This window comes from Virgibacillus halodenitrificans JCM 12304 (genome assembly GCF_001310895.1).
Taxonomy (GTDB): Bacteria; Bacillota; Bacilli; order Bacillales; family Amphibacillaceae; genus Virgibacillus_Q; species Virgibacillus_Q halodenitrificans.
On the sequence record NZ_BAZS01000006.1, the window covers coordinates 55,511 to 74,041 of the forward strand.

The 18,531-nt window shown below is 35.8% G+C and carries 18 protein-coding genes and 3 pseudogenes; all 21 read left to right on the plus strand.

The annotated features are described in order from the left end of the window. Nucleotides 1–148: 148 nt before the first annotated feature. Complete coding sequence (locus JCM12304_RS05240) at nucleotides 149–748, plus strand: YphA family membrane protein (RefSeq protein ID WP_060678878.1); 600 nt, start codon at nucleotides 149–151, stop codon at nucleotides 746–748. After that, complete coding sequence (locus JCM12304_RS05245) at nucleotides 741–1,634, plus strand: YIEGIA family protein (protein ID WP_019378361.1); 894 nt, start codon at nucleotides 741–743, stop codon at nucleotides 1,632–1,634. The genes JCM12304_RS05240 and JCM12304_RS05245 overlap by 8 nt, the downstream gene beginning before the upstream one ends. After that, on the plus strand, nucleotides 1,631–1,816 hold the full coding sequence (locus JCM12304_RS05250) for a capping complex subunit for YIEGIA (RefSeq protein ID WP_019378362.1): 186 nt from the start codon (nucleotides 1,631–1,633) through the stop codon (nucleotides 1,814–1,816). Before JCM12304_RS05245 ends, JCM12304_RS05250 begins: the two co-directional genes overlap by 4 nt. An 83-nt stretch (nucleotides 1,817–1,899) precedes the next feature. Continuing rightward, nucleotides 1,900–3,209 (plus strand): annotated as a pseudogene (gene der / locus JCM12304_RS05255) (ribosome biogenesis GTPase Der). 14 nt (nucleotides 3,210–3,223) lie between these two features. Beyond that, nucleotides 3,224–4,260, plus strand: a pseudogene (locus JCM12304_RS05260) (NAD(P)H-dependent glycerol-3-phosphate dehydrogenase). A 57-nt stretch (nucleotides 4,261–4,317) separates the two neighbouring features. Continuing rightward, entirely contained in the window at nucleotides 4,318–4,578 is a 261-nt protein-coding gene (locus tag JCM12304_RS05265; protein WP_019378365.1) for a stage VI sporulation protein F, read from the plus strand. A 576-nt stretch (nucleotides 4,579–5,154) separates the two neighbouring features. Next, nucleotides 5,155–5,355, plus strand: coding sequence for a DUF2768 domain-containing protein (locus JCM12304_RS05270; RefSeq protein ID WP_019378366.1), 201 nt, complete (start codon nucleotides 5,155–5,157; stop codon nucleotides 5,353–5,355). A 22-nt stretch (nucleotides 5,356–5,377) separates the two neighbouring features. Continuing rightward, a complete protein-coding gene (locus JCM12304_RS05275) occupies nucleotides 5,378–6,100 on the plus strand; it encodes a YphF family lipoprotein (protein ID WP_060678880.1) in 723 nt (240 codons plus the stop codon). Nucleotides 6,101–6,290: 190 nt separating this feature from the next. Beyond that, on the plus strand, nucleotides 6,291–7,769 hold the full coding sequence (spoIVA, locus tag JCM12304_RS05280) for a stage IV sporulation protein A (RefSeq protein WP_019378368.1): 1,479 nt from the start codon (nucleotides 6,291–6,293) through the stop codon (nucleotides 7,767–7,769). Nucleotides 7,770–8,116: 347 nt separating this feature from the next. Beyond that, on the plus strand, nucleotides 8,117–8,389 hold the full coding sequence (hbs, locus tag JCM12304_RS05285) for a non-specific DNA-binding protein Hbs (protein WP_033354088.1): 273 nt from the start codon (nucleotides 8,117–8,119) through the stop codon (nucleotides 8,387–8,389). 133 nt (nucleotides 8,390–8,522) lie between these two features. Next, nucleotides 8,523–8,738, plus strand: coding sequence for a trp RNA-binding attenuation protein MtrB (gene mtrB / locus JCM12304_RS05290; RefSeq protein ID WP_060678882.1), 216 nt, complete (start codon nucleotides 8,523–8,525; stop codon nucleotides 8,736–8,738). 144 nt (nucleotides 8,739–8,882) lie between these two features. Next, nucleotides 8,883–9,611: a heptaprenyl diphosphate synthase component 1 gene (locus JCM12304_RS05295; protein ID WP_019378371.1), complete on the plus strand. Its 729-nt coding sequence runs from the start codon at nucleotides 8,883–8,885 to the stop codon at nucleotides 9,609–9,611. Nucleotides 9,612–9,614: 3 nt separating this feature from the next. Beyond that, complete coding sequence (gene menG / locus JCM12304_RS05300) at nucleotides 9,615–10,325, plus strand: demethylmenaquinone methyltransferase (RefSeq protein WP_019378372.1); 711 nt, start codon at nucleotides 9,615–9,617, stop codon at nucleotides 10,323–10,325. 59 nt (nucleotides 10,326–10,384) lie between these two features. After that, complete coding sequence (gene hepT, locus JCM12304_RS05305; RefSeq protein WP_060678884.1) at nucleotides 10,385–11,356, plus strand: heptaprenyl diphosphate synthase component II; 972 nt, start codon at nucleotides 10,385–10,387, stop codon at nucleotides 11,354–11,356. Between the two features lie 133 nt (nucleotides 11,357–11,489). Beyond that, a complete protein-coding gene (ndk, locus tag JCM12304_RS05310) occupies nucleotides 11,490–11,936 on the plus strand; it encodes a nucleoside-diphosphate kinase (protein ID WP_060678887.1) in 447 nt (148 codons plus the stop codon). Nucleotides 11,937–12,581: 645 nt separating this feature from the next. Beyond that, nucleotides 12,582–13,373 carry a CheR family methyltransferase gene (locus JCM12304_RS05315; RefSeq protein ID WP_157360433.1) on the plus strand — a complete coding sequence of 264 codons (792 nt, stop codon included), beginning with the start codon at nucleotides 12,582–12,584 and terminating at the stop codon, nucleotides 13,371–13,373. A 305-nt stretch (nucleotides 13,374–13,678) separates the two neighbouring features. Next, a pseudogene (gene aroC / locus JCM12304_RS05320) lies at nucleotides 13,679–14,847 on the plus strand (chorismate synthase). Beyond that, complete coding sequence (aroB, locus tag JCM12304_RS05325; protein WP_060678889.1) at nucleotides 14,848–15,921, plus strand: 3-dehydroquinate synthase; 1,074 nt, start codon at nucleotides 14,848–14,850, stop codon at nucleotides 15,919–15,921. Next, nucleotides 15,918–16,289, plus strand: coding sequence for a chorismate mutase (aroH, locus tag JCM12304_RS05330; protein WP_019378378.1), 372 nt, complete (start codon nucleotides 15,918–15,920; stop codon nucleotides 16,287–16,289). Before aroB ends, aroH begins: the two co-directional genes overlap by 4 nt. Nucleotides 16,290–16,296: 7 nt before the next feature. After that, entirely contained in the window at nucleotides 16,297–17,397 is a 1,101-nt protein-coding gene (gene hisC / locus JCM12304_RS05335) for a histidinol-phosphate transaminase (protein WP_019378379.1), read from the plus strand. 3 nt (nucleotides 17,398–17,400) lie between these two features. Further along, the gene (locus JCM12304_RS05340; RefSeq protein ID WP_172675256.1) at nucleotides 17,401–18,501 is read left to right on the plus strand and encodes a prephenate dehydrogenase; all 1,101 of its coding nucleotides are present in this window, start codon (nucleotides 17,401–17,403) and stop codon (nucleotides 18,499–18,501) included. Nucleotides 18,502–18,531 lie beyond the last annotated feature (30 nt).

Sequence of the window (18,531 nt, forward strand, 5' to 3'; positions counted from 1 at the left end):
GATATTCTCGACGGTCTTTTTATTTTGTAATTCATTCTATAGGTTGTTATGGAAGCAAAAGAGCAACTTTTAGAAGTAGTGAGATCTGAACACCTAGAGGTATATTAAGAAATAAGAATAGTTATACTGCTACTGGGAGGAGGTCGTGATGAGTGGACTATTATTTTTTTGGTTTAGTTGGATGGCTTGGGTGATTTTAACGTTCATTATGCCAAAGAATGAATATCGAACGGAACTCTCTTGCTGGCTTTTGCTAATAATTATAACTTCCAACTTATACTTTAGCTTTTCAGGTATAACGTTAACAGTGGTTGTATTTGTTTTATTGATGGGTGGAGGCATTTGGATGGTAAAATTAAAAAGAACCTTTGCTCATTCTTTGTATTCTTTCGTTGTAATGATTGCTTTTGCATCTGCGCAACTATGGGAAGCAAATTTACCGATTCTATATATAAATCCAATATTTAAAATTACACCATTTGTTCTAGTGATAATAATTTTTTTTCTAACTAAACAGATACAAGGTCAACTAATAATAGGTATTATCGGTATGACGTTCGGGGATATTCTTTTTCAATATATTTTATATGGGTATGGCTTGTCTGTTGATATTGGTGGAATGGAGTTTTTGGACGAATTGCTTTTAACTATAGTATTAATATCTTTATTACACATACTAGTAAGGATTAGAAATAAGATAGTTTCAATAATATTTAATCATCATTTAACGAGGTGGCAAAATGAATGAATATACCTATCCAATTGTTTTTGGGATTATGCTTGGGGTAATAGCAAGAATGATTATGTTACGAACGGATTATCGCCAATATCCCACTTATTTGCATGGGAAAATTATACATATTTCGTTAGGTTTTATTGCAGCATCACTTGGTGCAGTCGCTGTCCCAGCAATTATGGAACTTGAGTTTACTGCCGTTACTTTTTTGACTCTTGCAGCTACTCAATTCAGAGAAGTAAGAAACATGGAAAGAAATACATTAAATGAATTAGATCAGTTAGAATTGGTACCCCGTGGAAAAACTTATATTGAAGGAATCGCTATATCTTTTGAAGGTAGAAATTATCTTGTTATTTTTACCGCCTTAATAGGTACCTTGTTATATATAGTTTTTAATCCGTATTTGGCAATTTTGGGCGGAGTTGTTGCGCTAGTTTTAGGGAAAGGTTTGATGAGTGGCTCTATAATTAAGGATATTGTCGACATCAAGCAGCATGACCTTCATTTCGATGGTGCTGGTCTTTATGTAGATACTATCTACATCATGAATATCGGTTTAAAAGAAAGACAAGAAGAGATATTAAAATATGGTATGGGCTTTATTCTAACACCAAAAAATATGAATGTGATTACAACAATCGGTAATTTAGGACAACGCCAAGCTATCTTGCATGATACAGCAGTATCCCTCGGAGTATTTAGAGATTCTGGAACCCCTGCATTAACTCCTTTAATAAAAAGAGATTTGGATGACGGAAGAATCGGTGTGTTTATTCTTCCTCAATTAAGAGATGTTGAAAAAGCAATAAAAGTGATCGGTTCTGTACCTGTGCTTGAAAGTGCCATACGAATGCCTTCTGAATCAAAACCGATTGCTAAGGAGGAATTTGAATGAAGCTTGAAAAAGCAATCTTAGCGGTGGTTACAACGGATAAAACAAGAATATCTGGAGGCGCCCCCATCTTTATTTGTGATAATAGAAATGAATCGGAAGCTCTTGCTGCAAATCTTGAAGCAATAACTGATGGTATTGCACATTCTCTTAGTGATGACTTATTTATTATTGTTAAGCATTAAAAAGAATTGTTAATACGTGCTACATTTGCTAAAATGTATAAAGTTAGGCAAATAGAACGTATAGAGAAAGGATGTTCCTTTTCATGAGGAAATCTGTAGTAGCAATTGTAGGTAGACCGAATGTAGGTAAATCAACCATTTTTAATAGATTAGTTGGTGAAAGAATTTCTATTGTAGAAGATATACCTGGAGTGACTAGAGATCGTATATATGCCCAAGCTGAGTGGCTGACAACTACCTTTAGTCTGATTGATACAGGTGGTATTGAAATAGGTGATGAACCGCTTCTTGTCCAAATGCGTCACCAAGCAGAAATAGCTATTGATGAAGCAGATGTAATCATTTTCTTGGTAAATGGAAGAGAAGGTATTACTGCAGCCGATGAAGAAGTTGCTAAACTGCTTTATAAGTCAAATAAGCCAATTGTGCTCGGGGTGAACAAGATTGACAACCCGGAGATGCGGGAAAATATTTATGAATATTATTCCCTTGGCTTTGGGGAACCATTTCCTATTTCAGGTTCACACGGTTTAGGATTAGGGGATTTGCTTGATGAAGTAGTAGGTCATTTTCCAGAGAAAGAGGAAGAGACGAAGGATGAGGAAACGATTTATTTCAGTTTAATTGGCAGACCTAATGTTGGAAAATCTTCATTGGTCAATGCCATGTTAAATGAAGAGCGTGTGATTGTTAGTGAGATTGAAGGAACTACAAGAGATGCTATTGACACCCACTTACATAGGATGATCAGGATTTTGTTATAATTGATACAGCTGGTATGCGTAAACGCGGGAAGGTCTACGAGACAACAGAGAAATATAGCGTACTTCGGGCCCTAAAGGCGATAGAACGATCAGATGTAGTTCTTGTATTATTGGATGCAGAGACGGGTATTAGAGAGCAGGATAAAAAAATTGCCGGTTATGCCCATGATGCTGGACGAGCAATTGTTATAGTTATAAATAAGTGGGATACGATAGAGACGGATGATAAAACAATGAAAGAGTTTGAAGCGAATGTTAGAGCCCATTTTCAATATCTTGATTATGCTCCAATCGTATTTTTATCCGCGAAAACGAAAAAAAGATTACACACATTGCTGCCTGCGATAAAGCTGGCTAGCGAAAATCACGCAAAACGTGTTCCGACAAATGTTTTAAATGATGTTATTATGGATGCATTAGCTATGAACCCAACTCCTACTATGAAGGGTCAAAGATTAAAAGTATTATATACTACCCAAGTTGCAGTGAAGCCACCGGGATTTGTTGTATTTGTCAATGATCCGGAGCTTATGCACTTTTCTTATCAACGATTTTTAGAAAATAAAATAAGGGACGCTTTTGGCTTTGTGGGGACACCCATAAAATTATTCCCAAGAAGAAGGCAATAAAGGAGGAGATCTTGATGCAAAAAGTCGCTGTATTAGGGGCAGGAGCTGGGGAACTGCGCTGAGCATTGTCTTGGCAGATAATGGACATGATGTACGATTGTGGACACATCGCCAAGAACAGGCGGAATTAATTAATACAACTCATAAAAACGAGAAATACTTAGATGTTATAATACCTAAAGAAATTAATGCTTATCATGATTTAAAGAGTGCTGTAAAAGATGTAACAGCAATTGTAATCGTAGTTCCAACAAAGGCAATTAGGGAAGTATGCAAACAGCTTAACGAGGTTCTTGAGCAGAAAGTGAATATTATTCATGCTTCTAAGGGTATTGAACCTGTTTCATTAAAACGTGTGTCCGAGATGATTAGCGATGAGTTGAGTCAATATGACAATGAAGATATTGTTGTATTATCGGGCCCAAGCCATGCAGAGGAAGTGGCCTTAAGACAACCGACTACTGTTACTGTATCCGCATTGAATATTGAGTTGGCTAAACACGCGCAAGATTTATTTATAAATGAAGTCTTTCGTGTTTACACAAGCCCTGATATTATTGGGATTGAACTTGGTGGAGCACTAAAGAACATTATTGCTCTTGGTGCAGGCATCTCTGATGGTCTAGGTTATGGGGATAATGCAAAGGCTGCATTAATTACAAGAGGCTTGGCGGAAATTGCCAGACTAGGGACCACTTTAGGGGCAAACCCTTTAAGTTTCTTAGGACTTCCAGGAGTTGGCGATCTTATTGTGACCTGTACGAGTGTCCATAGCCGAAACTGGCGTGCAGGAAATTTGCTCGGTAAAGGTAATAATTTGGATGATGTTTTGGAACAAATGGGGATGGTCGTTGAGGGAGTTAGAACCGTAAAGGCAGCTCATCAATTTGCAAATGAACAAAAGGTTGAAATGCCTATTACTACAGGCATTTACCAAGTAATATTTGAAGATAAAGATCCTCGTGATGTTGTTGATCAATTAATGAACCGAACAAAACGGGAAGAAATGGATGATCTTGCTAAATTACTTATGGAAAGATATTCGCAATAACACGTCAATACTCTCTTGCATACAATATGTTGAGGATATCAGCAAGGAGGAGAGTATGTGAATAACTTTCAGAAGGGACTTTTTGACAAGATCCAAAAGAATGCAAATATTAAACCCGAAGATGTTTTTAAAGTAGCAGATTCGGTGAAGAATGCTGATTTTACTGATGAAAAAACAGTCCGGCGGTTGGTTCGTCAATTATCTAAAATAGCCAATAAGCCGGTTTCAAAAGAGAAAGAGAATAAAATAGTTGAATCTATTGTAAAAAATAAAATGCCTGCAGATATGCAATCGTTAAATGAATTATTTAAAAAGTAATTGTCCTTGGGCAAGTGAGGATACATTAACAGGTATACTTGCATAAAATAAATCGCACAAGCATTCAAGAATAGAGTTGCTGTGGATGTTATTTAGTCAACCCGAGATAAAGATAGCCCCCTTTATCTCGGATTTTTTATTGCTTAGAAAATCGCAATATCTAATATCTGTATATCATTTCAATAGTTGATAAGCTAACAAACTAAATCGAAAGGGCATTTACCCACTCAAGGTCTTAAGTCAATGTATATGTGCTGAAATAAACTTATAACGCATTAAGCATTAAGTTAGTTGAGATTTTCCATAATTAAATTGGCTTTTGAGAAGGTGAATAATTGAAATCAATGTTTCATGAGATAAATTCAGTCTGTTTTCATTACTACTAGGACTGTGCTTTTTTATGTTGTAGTAAAAAAAAATTAACTTTATATCAAATGCTGTAAAATCCAATTAATAAGGTAAACTTTTATTTATATTTTATGTGTTTAAACCTTGATTTTTTTATTATGCATCCAAGTAGCTTATGGTATAATACAGTTTGCAGTTAAAAAGTCATTAATAGGAGTGAGAAATAAAATGTCACAATCAATGCTGAACATGTATATCTCTTTTGCCGGAATGCTATTATTATTTTTGGCTATAGGGTTAATCTGGCTAAGCAGAAATAAGCTAAATGGATGGCTGTCTGGCATCATTTCAATTCTTGCTTATATATCTCTTCTTTTAGGGAGTATAATTATATTATATATTGTCTTTAGTGGTCCAACAGGTGGCTAAGTTAACCAGGGAGGTTGCAAAAATGAAATTTACATATAAATTAACTTATTTACTGGTTATTATAGGATTGCTTACTGGGTGTATGTATCCTGAGAGTGAACTTTCAAAAAACCAATCACCTAATGAACTACAACTGGATACAGTACAACAGGCTGTTGAGAAGTACAAGGAAGGAACGAATGGCTTGGTACCTATTAAAACAAAACCAAGCGACACACCCATCTTTCAAAAATATTTAATAGATTTTTCAGCTCTAAAAGAAAGCAATTTACTAACTGATATACCAGGGAATGCATATGAAAACGGCGGAGTATATCAATACTCGTTAATCTATCCAGAGGATAATCCGCAAGTCAAATTAATCGACCTTCGAATTACTGAAGCTATTCGAAAGATAAATGTTAAGCTGGATATTTATAGAGATAAACATATATATCCACCGTATAAAAAGGAAATTTCTGATGGTATTTTTACTATTGATTACAAAAAGCTTGGCTTTGATGCTGCACCAAAAATAGTTAGTCCATACTCACAGGAAAATCTCCAATTAGTAATGGATGTAAATGGAGATTTATTTGTTGATTATCGGATAGATTTAAATAATGCCTTAAAAGAATATGATCATTCCTATAAAGAAGGCGATGATATACGTTATATTCTAGCTGAAAATACTCCGTTTTTACCTGTCTACTCTTTACCTTACACAATAAAAAATGGTGAACCTGTATTTATGAAAAATAAATAATATAACATATTAACTCCCTTGTAACATATATTGTTGCAAGGGTTTTTTTTGTTATCCATTTTTACTTACGAAATATATTTATTTACACATATTTTTAGTCATAATTTGATAGGACAACATCATAGACTTGTAATGTCAATAGTTCGTAGATTGTACGTTAATAAAAGTACGGAGATCGGGAGGGGATCTTTTGGAAAGAGTTGATATTTTTAAAGATATTTCAAAACGGACAAATGGAGATATTTATCTAGGAATAGTGGGAGCAGTCCGTACAGGAAAATCAACGTTTATTAAAAAGTTTATGGAGTTGGTTGTGCTCCCTAATATTGAAGAGGAAAGCGAAAGAGCAAGAGCACACGATGAATTACCGCAAAGTGCTGCTGGCAGGACAATAATGACTACAGAACCAAAGTTCATTCCTAACCAAGCAGTATCAGTTAATGTAGATGAAGGATTAGATGTAAATGTAAGACTTGTTGATTGTGTTGGATATGCAGTAGAAGGGGCAAAAGGCTTTGAGGATGAGAATGGCCCCAGAATGATTCATACACCTTGGTATGAAGATCCCATACCTTTTCACGACGCTGCAGAGATTGGTACGAGAAAAGTAATTCAGGAACATTCAACTATCGGAGTAATCGTTACAACTGATGGGACCATAGGGGAGATCCCAAGAAATGATTACTTAGATGCAGAGGCTAGAGTTGTTGAGGAATTAAAGGAAGTGGGTAAGCCATTTATAATGGTCATCAATTCTACAAGACCAACTAGTCAGGAAACAGAACTGTTACGGCAGGAATTGAGCGAAACACATGACATACCTGTACTTTCTATGAGTATAGAATCAATGACTGAACATGATGTCCATAATGTTTTGCGAGAAGCGCTCTACGAATTTCCAGTTTTAGAGGTAAATGTAAACTTACCAAGTTGGGTGATGGTGTTAAAGGAAAATCACTGGTTGAGAAAGAACTATCAGGACACCATTCAAGAAACAGTAAAGAATATTAAGCGATTACGGGATGTTGACGAGATAGTAGGGGAATTTTCCGAATTTGATTATATTGATAAAGCGAATATAGCAGGAATGGAAATGGGAGAAGGAGTTGCGGAAATTGATTTGCATGCACCAGAGTATTTATATGATCAAGTATTAAAAGAAATTGTTGGAGAGGAAATTAGAGGAAAAGACCACCTTCTTCAGCTAATGCAAGATTTTGCTCATGCAAAAAGAGAGTATGATCAAGTCTCAGGAGCATTACAAATGGTTAAGCAGACAGGATATGGTATCGCTGCTCCTTCATTGGAAGATATGTTATTAGATGAACCTGAAATTATCAGACAAGGATCAAGATTTGGTGTTCGGTTGAAGGCCGTGGCACCGTCCATTCACATGATTAAAGTAGAAGTTGAATCGGAATTTGCCCCTATAATTGGTACAGAGAAGCAAAGTGAAGAATTAGTACGATATTTAATGCAGGATTTTGAAGAAGATCCACTATCTATATGGGAATCAGATATCTTTGGTCGTTCATTAAGTTCTATTGTTCGAGAAGGTATTCAAGCTAAGATTGCTCTCATGCCTGAAAATGCAAGATATAAATTAAAAGACACCTTGGAGCGAATCATCAATGAAGGCTCAGGTGGATTGATAGCAATTATTTTATAGCAGCTGTAACCCAGCTGCTATTTTTTATTCTTTTTTAACAACGGCAGGAAAATTGATTTCTCTGTCGTATATGTATAATAGGCTTAGCAACCTGTTCGCAATCATTAAATTCATCCCATATTTTGGCTAATATTGTGCTTTTTTCCTTGAAAACAGGTTTTTTCTAAATAAATCGGTAAAAATTAGTTACTTATTGTTGAATTTTATCGCGAACTCGGTTATTATAAGCCTTGTCATCAATGAAAAAGATGACTTTTATGTATAAAAGTAGGCAAATTGGTGAACAAATGAGAATAACTTCTTTTGTTCCTATGTCGATTGAAAGATTTTGGGAGGAGGTGAATGTCATGAACAAAACAGACCTAGTGAATGCTGTAGCTGAGAAAAGCGATCTTTCTAAGAAAGATGCAACTAAAGCAGTAGATGCAGTTTTTGAATCTGTCATGGATTCACTTAAAAATGGTGACAAAGTACAATTAATCGGGTTTGGTAACTTTGAAGTACGCGAGCGTTCAGCCCGTAAAGGCCGTAACCCGCAAACTGGGGAAGAAATTGAAATCCCAGCAAGCAAAGTACCTGCTTTTAAACCAGGTAAAGCCCTTAAAGACATTGTAAAATAATAAATTTTACATAGGGCAAAAAAGATACGCTTCGGCGTATCTTTTTTTTAGTAATAAGATATTAACTCAAGCATTAGTATAAATATTTAGATAATAGGTTTTGTACGAGGGAATAAGCAAACAGGAGGTTATTATGGACAGTAAAAGTGATTTTTTTGTTATTAGAGCATTGGAAGACGGAGTTAACGTAATTGGTTTAACGAGAGGTACTGATACCCGTTTTCACCATTCCGAAAAACTGGATAAAAATGAAGTTATGATTGCTCAATTTACAGAACATACTTCGGCCGTAAAAGTTCGTGGTAAAGCAATTATTCAAACAAGTCATGGAGAAATAGATAATAATTAATGTATAAATAGTTTTCCCATGAATATTGATTAACGTTTTTACTAAAATTATGCTATAATAGCAAATGCGATTACTGACGGTTAGAAGGGCTAGGGTGATTTTTTGAATACCTCAACAACTATCAAAACTTTACTGGAAGATAGAATGAAGCATTCATTTCTTAATAAATATATAAAACAGCCCTTTGTTGATGAAGGAAAACTGCTTATTTTGTCTGGCATTATGGAAGGTACTGATTTTTCGAAAAACAAAAAAGAGCAAATTATAATTACAGCAATGCTTGTGCAAATAGCCTTGGATACACATGATCACGTTCCAGCTGAAATAAATGGCCTGGAAAGTAAAACAGAAAAACTAGAAAAACAGCTGAGAGTACTGGCAGGAGATTATTATAGTGGACTATACTATATGTTGCTTTCAGAGCTTGAGGAAATTGATCTTATACATAAACTCGCAACAGCCATTAAAGAGATTAATGAATATAAAATGAAAGTATATTACCACGAAGCAAATACTTTTATAGAGCATTTGGATTTCGTTATGAAAACAGAATCACTAGTAGCACTATCGTTAGCACGCTATGTGGGAAATGTAACCATTATGCCTTTGATCGAAGACTGGATGTATGTAAATAAATTAATTTTTATAAAAACAAAAGAAAATTCTATTATCAATCATTGGCAGGCCTATTATCCAGAATGGACTTATTCATCAATCGTAGAGAAGATAGATGAAATTATTAAACATAAATCGCAAAAAATTAATGGTTATTTACGCACATTACCGGATTGTCATTCACTTCACGGCATCCAAGTAGAGGGTTTATTGAAGAAAGTATGGCATGGTAAGTCAATGTTTGCAGAGGGTGGATAATTTATGTCTCAACAACAATCAAAAGAAGAACGTGTACATCATGTCTTTGAAAAGATCTACAATAAATATGATGCCATGAATTCCATTATTTCTTTTCAGCGCCATAAAGCTTGGCGAAAGGATGTAATGAAACGAATGCAAGTTGAAGAAGGTGCTATGGCACTGGATGTTTGTTGCGGAACCGGAGACTGGGCTATTTCACTTGCTGAAGAAATTGGTACCTCTGGAGAAATAATAGGACTTGATTTTAGTGAAAATATGCTATCTGTAGCTAAACAGAAGAAAGAGGAACACAATATCAAGCAACTTCAGTTCATTCATGGTAATGCAATGGAACTGCCTTTTAAAGATAATACGTTTGATTACGTTACGATCGGATTTGGCTTAAGGAATGTTCCTGATTACCTGACAGTTTTACAAGAAATGTATCGGGTAGTTAAGCCCGGTGGCAAGGTTGTTTGCTTAGAAACCTCCCAACCGGAATTGATTGGTTTTAGACAATTGTATTATTTTTATTTCCGTTTTATAATGCCTGCCTTTGGCCGGTTATTTGCCAAAAGCTATAAAGAGTATGCATGGTTACATGAGTCCGCAAAGAATTTTCCTGATAAAAAAGAGCTTAAAAAGATGTTTTTGGAAGCAGGATTTTCAAAGGTGGATATAAAAAGCTATACAGGTGGAGTAGCTGCCATGCATATGGGCTTTAAAGAATGACTAAATGCAGAAAAAGTTATTCAGAACAGACATTTTCTATGAAATAAAAGGTGACCCACATGAAATTAGCTAAAACATATGGATACTTAAAAAAGGACTTAGATTTAATTGAGCAATCAATTAATAAAGTAATACAGGCCGACCATTCTGTATTGCGTGAGGCTTCTATAGAATTATTGAAAGCGGGCGGGAAAAGAATCCGTCCTATCTTTGTGTTGCTATCCGGTCGTTTTGGGGAATGTGACATAGAACGGCTGAAAACAGTTGCAGTGACCCTTGAATTGATCCATATGGCTACATTAGTACATGATGATGTAATTGATGATGCAGACATACGAAGAAGTCAGCCTACAATAAGAAGGTTGTATGGAAATCGGATAGCTATGTATACTGGAGATTATATACTAGCGAGAGCCCTAGAGGAGATTACTACATTAAATGATATTGCCATTCACCGCATTCTTTCAAAAACAATCGTGGAAGTATGTGTGGGCGAGATTGAGCAAATTAAAGATAAATATAATTATAATCAGGGATTAAGGGATTACTTACGAAGAATTAAAAGGAAAACAGCTTTATTAATTGCTACCAGTTGTCAATTGGGTGCTTTAGCAGCAGGGGTATCCAGGAAAGATGCGAACCGACTTTATCAATACGGGTATTATATAGGCATGTCTTATCAAATTATTGATGACATTTTAGATTTTACTTCTTCGCCAAAAGAACTTGGTAAACCTGTTGGAAATGATTTATTGCAAGGGAACATAACATTACCTGTGCTATTTGCAATGGAAGATGAATCTTTTAATTCGAAGGTAAAGAATTTGTTTAGCCAGAAGGAAGAGATAACTGAAACAGATATACAACCAATTCTGTCTCATCTGCACTCTACAAATGCAATTGAAAGATCTTATGAGATGAGCAATCTGTATTTAGAAAAGGCACTTCACATGTTGGATAAAACTCCTGAAAAGAAAGCAAAGAGTACATTAAAAGATATTGCTAAGTATATTGGTAATAGACGGTCATAATTTATTTGTTATTTTACGGAAGTTTTGGTAGAATTTTATCGAGTAAAAGAAGTGAAACTAGCCTAAGTCGATTAAACGTTGGTACTGGCTATCGCTCATTTTTAGCTTATATTACATAGAAGAGGTGTAGATTATGGAAAAAACATTCTTAATGGTAAAACCAGATGGAGTACAACGCAATTTGGTAGGAGAAATAGTTAAACGTTTTGAATCAAAAGGATTTAAATTAGCTGGCGCTAAACTTATGGTTATTTCTGATGATTTAGCTAAAGAACATTATGGAGAACATAAAGAAAGACCATTCTTTGGTGAGTTGGTCGACTTTATTACATCCGGCCCTGTATTTGCTATGGTTTGGGAAGGTGAAAAAGTTATCACTACAGCTCGCGATATGATGGGTAAGACAAATCCATTGGAAGCTGCTGCTGGTACTATTCGTGGAGACTTTGGCATGACAGTAGGGAAAAATGTAATCCACGGATCAGATTCACCTGAAAGCGCTGAAAGAGAAATTAATTTGTTCTTTGATAACAATGAGTTAGTTTCTTATGAAAAACAAGACAGCTCTTGGATTTATTAATTTTCATAGCAAGGAATGCTATATATCATTGCAAGCCTCCGTTTTAAGCGGAGGCTTTTATTAAGAAATAAATTGTGGTTTGATTGCAAATGTTAGGGAACAATTTCTAACTAGTACATTCATAGTAGGAGTAAACTGCGATGTAACTTTATTAATGAAAAGCTCAGTGAAATATTTGAGGAGAAGTGCCCCATTGATTTGCGTTTCAGGCGGACGCTTTCACACCTCCGGGTACAAGTGCGACATCTGCTCGTTATCTCGCAGTGTCTTCTTTGCCGCCCTCCACTCCAATCAATTCGTACACAGCATATCCTTCGTAGATATAATAGGAAATAGTAGCGAAGGGGGAATATGGAGACTCCTCGAAAATGAAAATACACATTTTCTTCGTGCGATGCCTTGCTGACGAAGCTTTCCTTGTCCTGCGGGAGGAGAGGCCTAGATGTGACCCCGGAACGCGTAGCGTGAGGAGGCTCATCAGCCGCCCGCGGAAAGCGGAATATTTCCCCGTAGCGGTGGATTTACGCAGCCTCTATATTCTTAGTTACGTCGCAGTATATCTTTTTTGCGAATCAGTGAATAACACTAACACATATATATTAGAACCTAAATATTGGCCTTATTATAGCGGAGAGGCATGATGAAATGATAAGTGATTATGATGATTTTATTGCTGAAATAAAAAAAAGAATCGGTATAGATTTGAGTTTATATAAAGAAGCCCAAATGAAAAGGCGTATTATTTCATTGAGAAATAAACGAGGCTTCGCAAACTTTCATACTTACTATGAAGAATTGATTAATCAGAAAGAATTAATGAATGAATTTGTCGACCGCTTAACAATTAACGTTTCCGAGTTTTACCGGAACCCGAAAAGATGGCAAGTGCTAAAAGATAATATTATACCAGGGTTACTTCAACAAAAGAATAGTATAAAGGTTTGGAGTGCTGCTTGTTCCACTGGTGAAGAACCTTATTCAGTCTCTATTATGCTTAAGGAGCATTTTCCGGAAGCAAAAGCTGAAATTATAGCAACAGACATTGATGAAAACGTATTGCTTAAGGCAAAGGAAGGAATTTATGGCAAAAATGCATTAAAAGAGTTGCCTGCCGAAATCCTTAAAAAATATTTTATTGAGAGGGAAGGCCTCTATTCTGTTTCACCTACGATAAAAAGAAATATTTCTTTCAAAAAACACAACTTATTGGCAGACAGTTACCCAAAAGATGTCGATTTGCTTATATGCCGCAACGTTCTTATTTATTTTACTGACCAAGCGAAGGAAGAGATCTATATGAATTTTGGCAGATCGTTAAATTCCAATGGGATATTATTTGTCGGAAGCACAGAACAAATTTTCAGCCCAAAAGATTATAAACTGCAATTACTGGATACTTTCTTTTACAAGAAAGAAGGAAATGTAATTCAAGTATAAACAGATGGAAAAATCTTTAAGAGACCGAACTTTATTCGAGGTACTATATTTCGAATTAGTTCGGTTTTTTTATGTAAAAATATACTAACTAACATCATCTTCTATGTACGAACATCCATGTTTAGCTTAAATGCCTATTTTACGTTAGCATGTGTACAAATAAAAATACTGAAATACTGTATACGCTTACATTTGACAAGGAATAAAAAAACATGATAAATAAGTTGCTTTTTTCTAAATTTTATCCCAAAATGAAATGAACTTATGATATAGTTATTAGAAAAAATTCAAAAGGAGAATGTTCATTGCGTTATTTAACAGCAGGGGAATCCCATGGAAAAAAACTAACTACAATAATTGAAGGTGTACCAGCTCGCATGCCTCTAGTTAAAGAAAACATCAATGAATCATTATTGCGCCGCCAAAAAGGTCACGGACGCGGAAAACGAATGCAGATCGAAAAAGATCTTGTGGAGATAACCAGTGGTATTAGACATGGATACACATTAGCTCGCCAATTACTTTAGTAATAAACAATGATGATTTTAAGCATTGGGTGGATATTATGGGAGAAGATCCTATCGAAGCTGATGCAAAAATCAGACGTGTTATAACCAGACCCAGACCAGGCCATGCTGATCTAAATGGTGCTATGAAATATGGACACCGAGATATTCGTAATGTGTTAGAACGATCGTCTGCCAGAGAAACAGCAGCACGAGTTGCAGCAGGTGCTGTTGCAAAAACATTATTAAAGCAATTAGGTATCGAAATTTCTGGCTATGTAAAAGAAATTGCCGGAATTGAAGCAAAGGAAGTAGAAGAGCTTAGCATTAAAGATAGGCAGACAATTTCTGAAGATTCGCCAGTGAGAGTTTTGGATAAAGATGTAGAACAGGAAATGATGGACGCGATAGACCAGGCAAAGCAAGAAGGCGACTCAATTGGTGGAGTTGTTGAGGTTTATGTAGAAGGCATGCCTGCGGGTGTGGGATCATATGTCCATTTCGATCGAAAATTAGATAGTCGCATTGCTGGCAGTGTCGTGAGTATAAACGCCTTTAAAGGTGTAGAATTCGGTCTTGGATTTGAAGCTGCCAAAAGAAATGGAAGCAAGGTACATGATGAAATTGCTTGGGATGAGGAGATAGGCTACTATCGTAAAACAAATCGCCTCGGGGGTTTCGAAGGTGGTATGACAACTGGGATGCCAATCGTTGTAAAGGGAGTAATGAAACCTATTCCTACGTTAATGAAGAGACCGTTGCAAAGTGTCGATATCGAAACTAAAGAGCCATTCAAAGCTACAGTGGAGAGATCAGATGCATGTGCTGTCCCTGCAGCTGCTGTAGTCATGGAGCATGTCGTAGCGTTTGAACTAGCTAAAGCTATAACTGAACAATTTCCAAGTGATCAATTTCCTACTTTAAAGAAAGCAATTGACGATTATCGTGAAGAAATCAGGTGTTTTTAAATGGATGAGTTAATAATTAACTCGGAAATACATCAATATAAGATAATAATTGGAAACAGAATTCGTTACGATATTAATGCATTATTGCCAAAACCGTACTCTACCATTCTAGTTATTACAGACGATAAAGTCGCAGAAAAATATCTAAATGAAGTTATGAGTAACCTGCAGGCTGAGAACATATTCACAAGCATTATCCCAGCTGGTGAACAATCAAAAAGTTTTGCTTTATTTGAAAAACTGCATACAGAAGCTCTTACATATGGGCTGGACAGAGAGTCACTGATTATAGCACTGGGCGGAGGCGTCGTTGGTGATTTAGCAGGTTTTGTGGCAGCAACTTATATGCGTGGTATTGATTATATTCAAATGCCTACTACTATTCTTGCACATGACAGCAGTGTCGGAGGGAAAGTCGCTATTAACCATCAGCTTGGAAAAAACTTGATTGGCAGTTTTTATCCACCAAAAGCTGTATTGTATGATATTGATACATTATCAACTCTGCCAAGGTCACAAGTTCGTTCCGGGTATGCTGAACTTATAAAAGAAGGTCTTATAGCGGATGAAGAACTGTTCCAGTCTATCCTAAGCTCAGATTTAATGAGTCTTTCTCAAGATCAGCTACATAATCATATACGGTCTGGTATAAAAATAAAAGCTGCCATTGTAGAGGCAGATGAGAAAGAAAAAGGTATGAGAAAGTATTTGAATCTTGGACATACGCTAGGTCATGCTTTGGAAACTACGTTGGGGTACGGGGTATTAACACATGGGGAAGCTATTGGCATTGGCTTATTATTCTCTATGTACGTAAGTGAAGCTGTTTATACGATAAAATTACCTTATGAGCCTTTATATAGATGGTTATTAAACAATAACTATCCTTTGTTCTTAGAGCAACTCCATGTTAATGATTTAATTACATTAATGAAAACAGACAAAAAAACATTGAATCACCGCATTCAAATGGTGCTGCTTAAAAGTGTAGGTGAACCAGTTATAAAAGAAATAAGTGATGAGGATATGAGTAGCTATCTAAAACAATTTTTAAGAAAGCTGGTGGTAGCATGACGAGGGGTTTGCGAGGAGCAACATCTGTTTTAAGTAATGAAGAAGGACAAATAATTGCTAACACAAAAGCATTGTTCGAAGAAATGGTTAATGCAAATGACATTGAAGCAAATGATGTTTCACATGTATTTATCTCTGTTACCAAAGATTTAAATGCAGCTTTTCCTGCCAAAGCACTTCGTGAATTACCTGGTTACACTTTTGTTCCAGTAATGTGTATGACTGAAATAGATGTGCCTGGCAGCTTGCCAAACTGTATACGCATTATGATGGTAATCAATACGGAAAAAGACCAACAAAATATAAAACACATCTTTCATAATGAGGCAGTAAAGCTACGTCCAGATTTAGTGAAGAACAAGAGGTGAAGAGTCAATGGAGGGGAAACCGGTTTTAGAGCAGCTTTCCGCATACAAGCCTGGGAAACAAGTAAAGGATATTCAGAATGAATACGGACTGTCTCGAATTGTAAAATTAGCATCCAATGAAAATCCATATGGATGTTCTAAAAAGGTAGAAACATTTTTAACAGACAATATAAAGGAATTAAATATCTATCCGGATGGAAATGCCGGAGAATTGCGAAAAACAGTTGCTGATAAATGGCAGGTGACAGAGAGTCAGTTAGTATTTGGTAGCGGATCTGATGAAATTGTTCAAATGCTGTGCCGTGCCTTTTTGGCACCTGGATTGAACACTGTTATGGCCACACCGACTTTTCCTCAATACAGACATCATGCTCTTATTGAGGGGGCAGAGGTAAAGGAAGTCCCTACGATTGAAGGTAAGCACAATCTAGAGCAGATGCTTCAGATGGTAAACGAAAATACAAAGATTATGTGGCTTTGCTCACCTAATAACCCAACTGGTGGCATTATATCAAAGAACCAACTTCACGAGTTTATGCTAAAATGCCCAAAACACGTACTTATCGTATTAGATGAAGCATACTATGAATATTTGTCTAAAGAGTTTGATCCTTCTGCGATCACATTACTATCTCAACATAAAAATCTAATTATTCTCCGGACGTTTTCAAAAGCATATGGACTAGCTGGTTTACGAGTTGGTTATGGTATAGCAGATGAATCGGTTATTTCGAAGTTGAATGTTGTAAGAGGGCCTTTTAATACATCATCCATTGCTCAAAAGGCAGCAGTTATTGCTATTCAAGATGAGTCTTTTCTAGATGAAACATTGGGATATAATGTGGAGGTCAAGCATGACTTTGAAAAATTCTTAGACCAAATAAAATGGGGTTATTACCCTACAGAAACAAATTTTATCTTAGTTAAGACTCCTATAAGTGGTATGGAAGTCTTTGACTTCTTGTTAAAAAGAGGGTTTATAGTTCGACCTGGTGAATTGTTGGGCTGCCCACAGACTGTTAGAATAACACTTGGACAAAAAGATGACATGAAGGAACTGCAAAGGATTCTTTATGAGTTGGAACAGCAAGTGAGCAAGGAGCGTTAAATTTTGAAAAAGACAATTGTTATTGCAGGATTAGGATTAATTGGTGGTTCAATAGCTAAATCTATTGTCTTATCAGCTGATAATCATGTAATTGGTTATGATGTAAGTGAAGAAGTAATGAACTATGCTTTAGAAAATGGAATAATTAACGAAGCAGCAACAGAGTTCCAAAAGGATGCCGTTAGAGCTGATTTTATTATACTAGCTGCGCCTATTACTCAAACCATCTATCTATTAAAAGAGTTAAATGCTCTTACATTTAATAAAAAAGTAATTGTATCAGATGTTTCCTCTGTAAAGAGTAATATCATGCGTATAGCTGATACGTTAACAAACAAACACATTACGTTTATTGGTGGACACCCTATGGCTGGCTCTCATAAAAAAGGTATTCAGGCAGCAAGAGGACATTTGTTTGAAAACGCCATTTATGTATTGACTCCTTCCATTTACGCAAATAGTGAAGATACGTATTTACTTCAAACTCTATTAGTAAATACGAAAAGTAAGTTTGTCATATTAAATCAGACAGAGCATGATGAAATGACTGGGGTAGTTTCTCATTTTCCACATTTAATAGCATCTTCTCTTGTTCATCAAGCAAGAAAATGGAACGACATGCATTCATTTTTACCTAATCTGGCAGCAGGAGGGTTCCGTGATATCACAAGAATTGCTTCAAGTAACCCTACAATGTGGCAGGATATTTTTTATCATAATCGCTATAAAATGTCACATTTGCTTGAAGAATGGATTAAGGAAATGCATTATTTAAAAAATTTACTTGATGATAATAATAAAGATGAGATGATTACATATCTAAACGAGGCAAAGCAATTTCGAGACGGATTGGGTGTCTCAGACAAAGGAGCTATTCCTTCCTTTTATGATATTTACGTCGATATTCGAGACCAGGCTGGAGCTCTTGCGACTGTTACCCAATTGCTTGCCAGTTACAGAATTAGCATAAATAATATACAGATACTTGAGATAAGGGAAGGTATAAATGGTGCATTACGTTTAAGTTTTTCAAGTGAGGAAGCACAGAAAAAGAGCGATCAGGTATTACAAGCTAATGGCTATGAAACCATGATAGAGAAATAATTAGAGATCCTGTTATGTTTTATAATGATT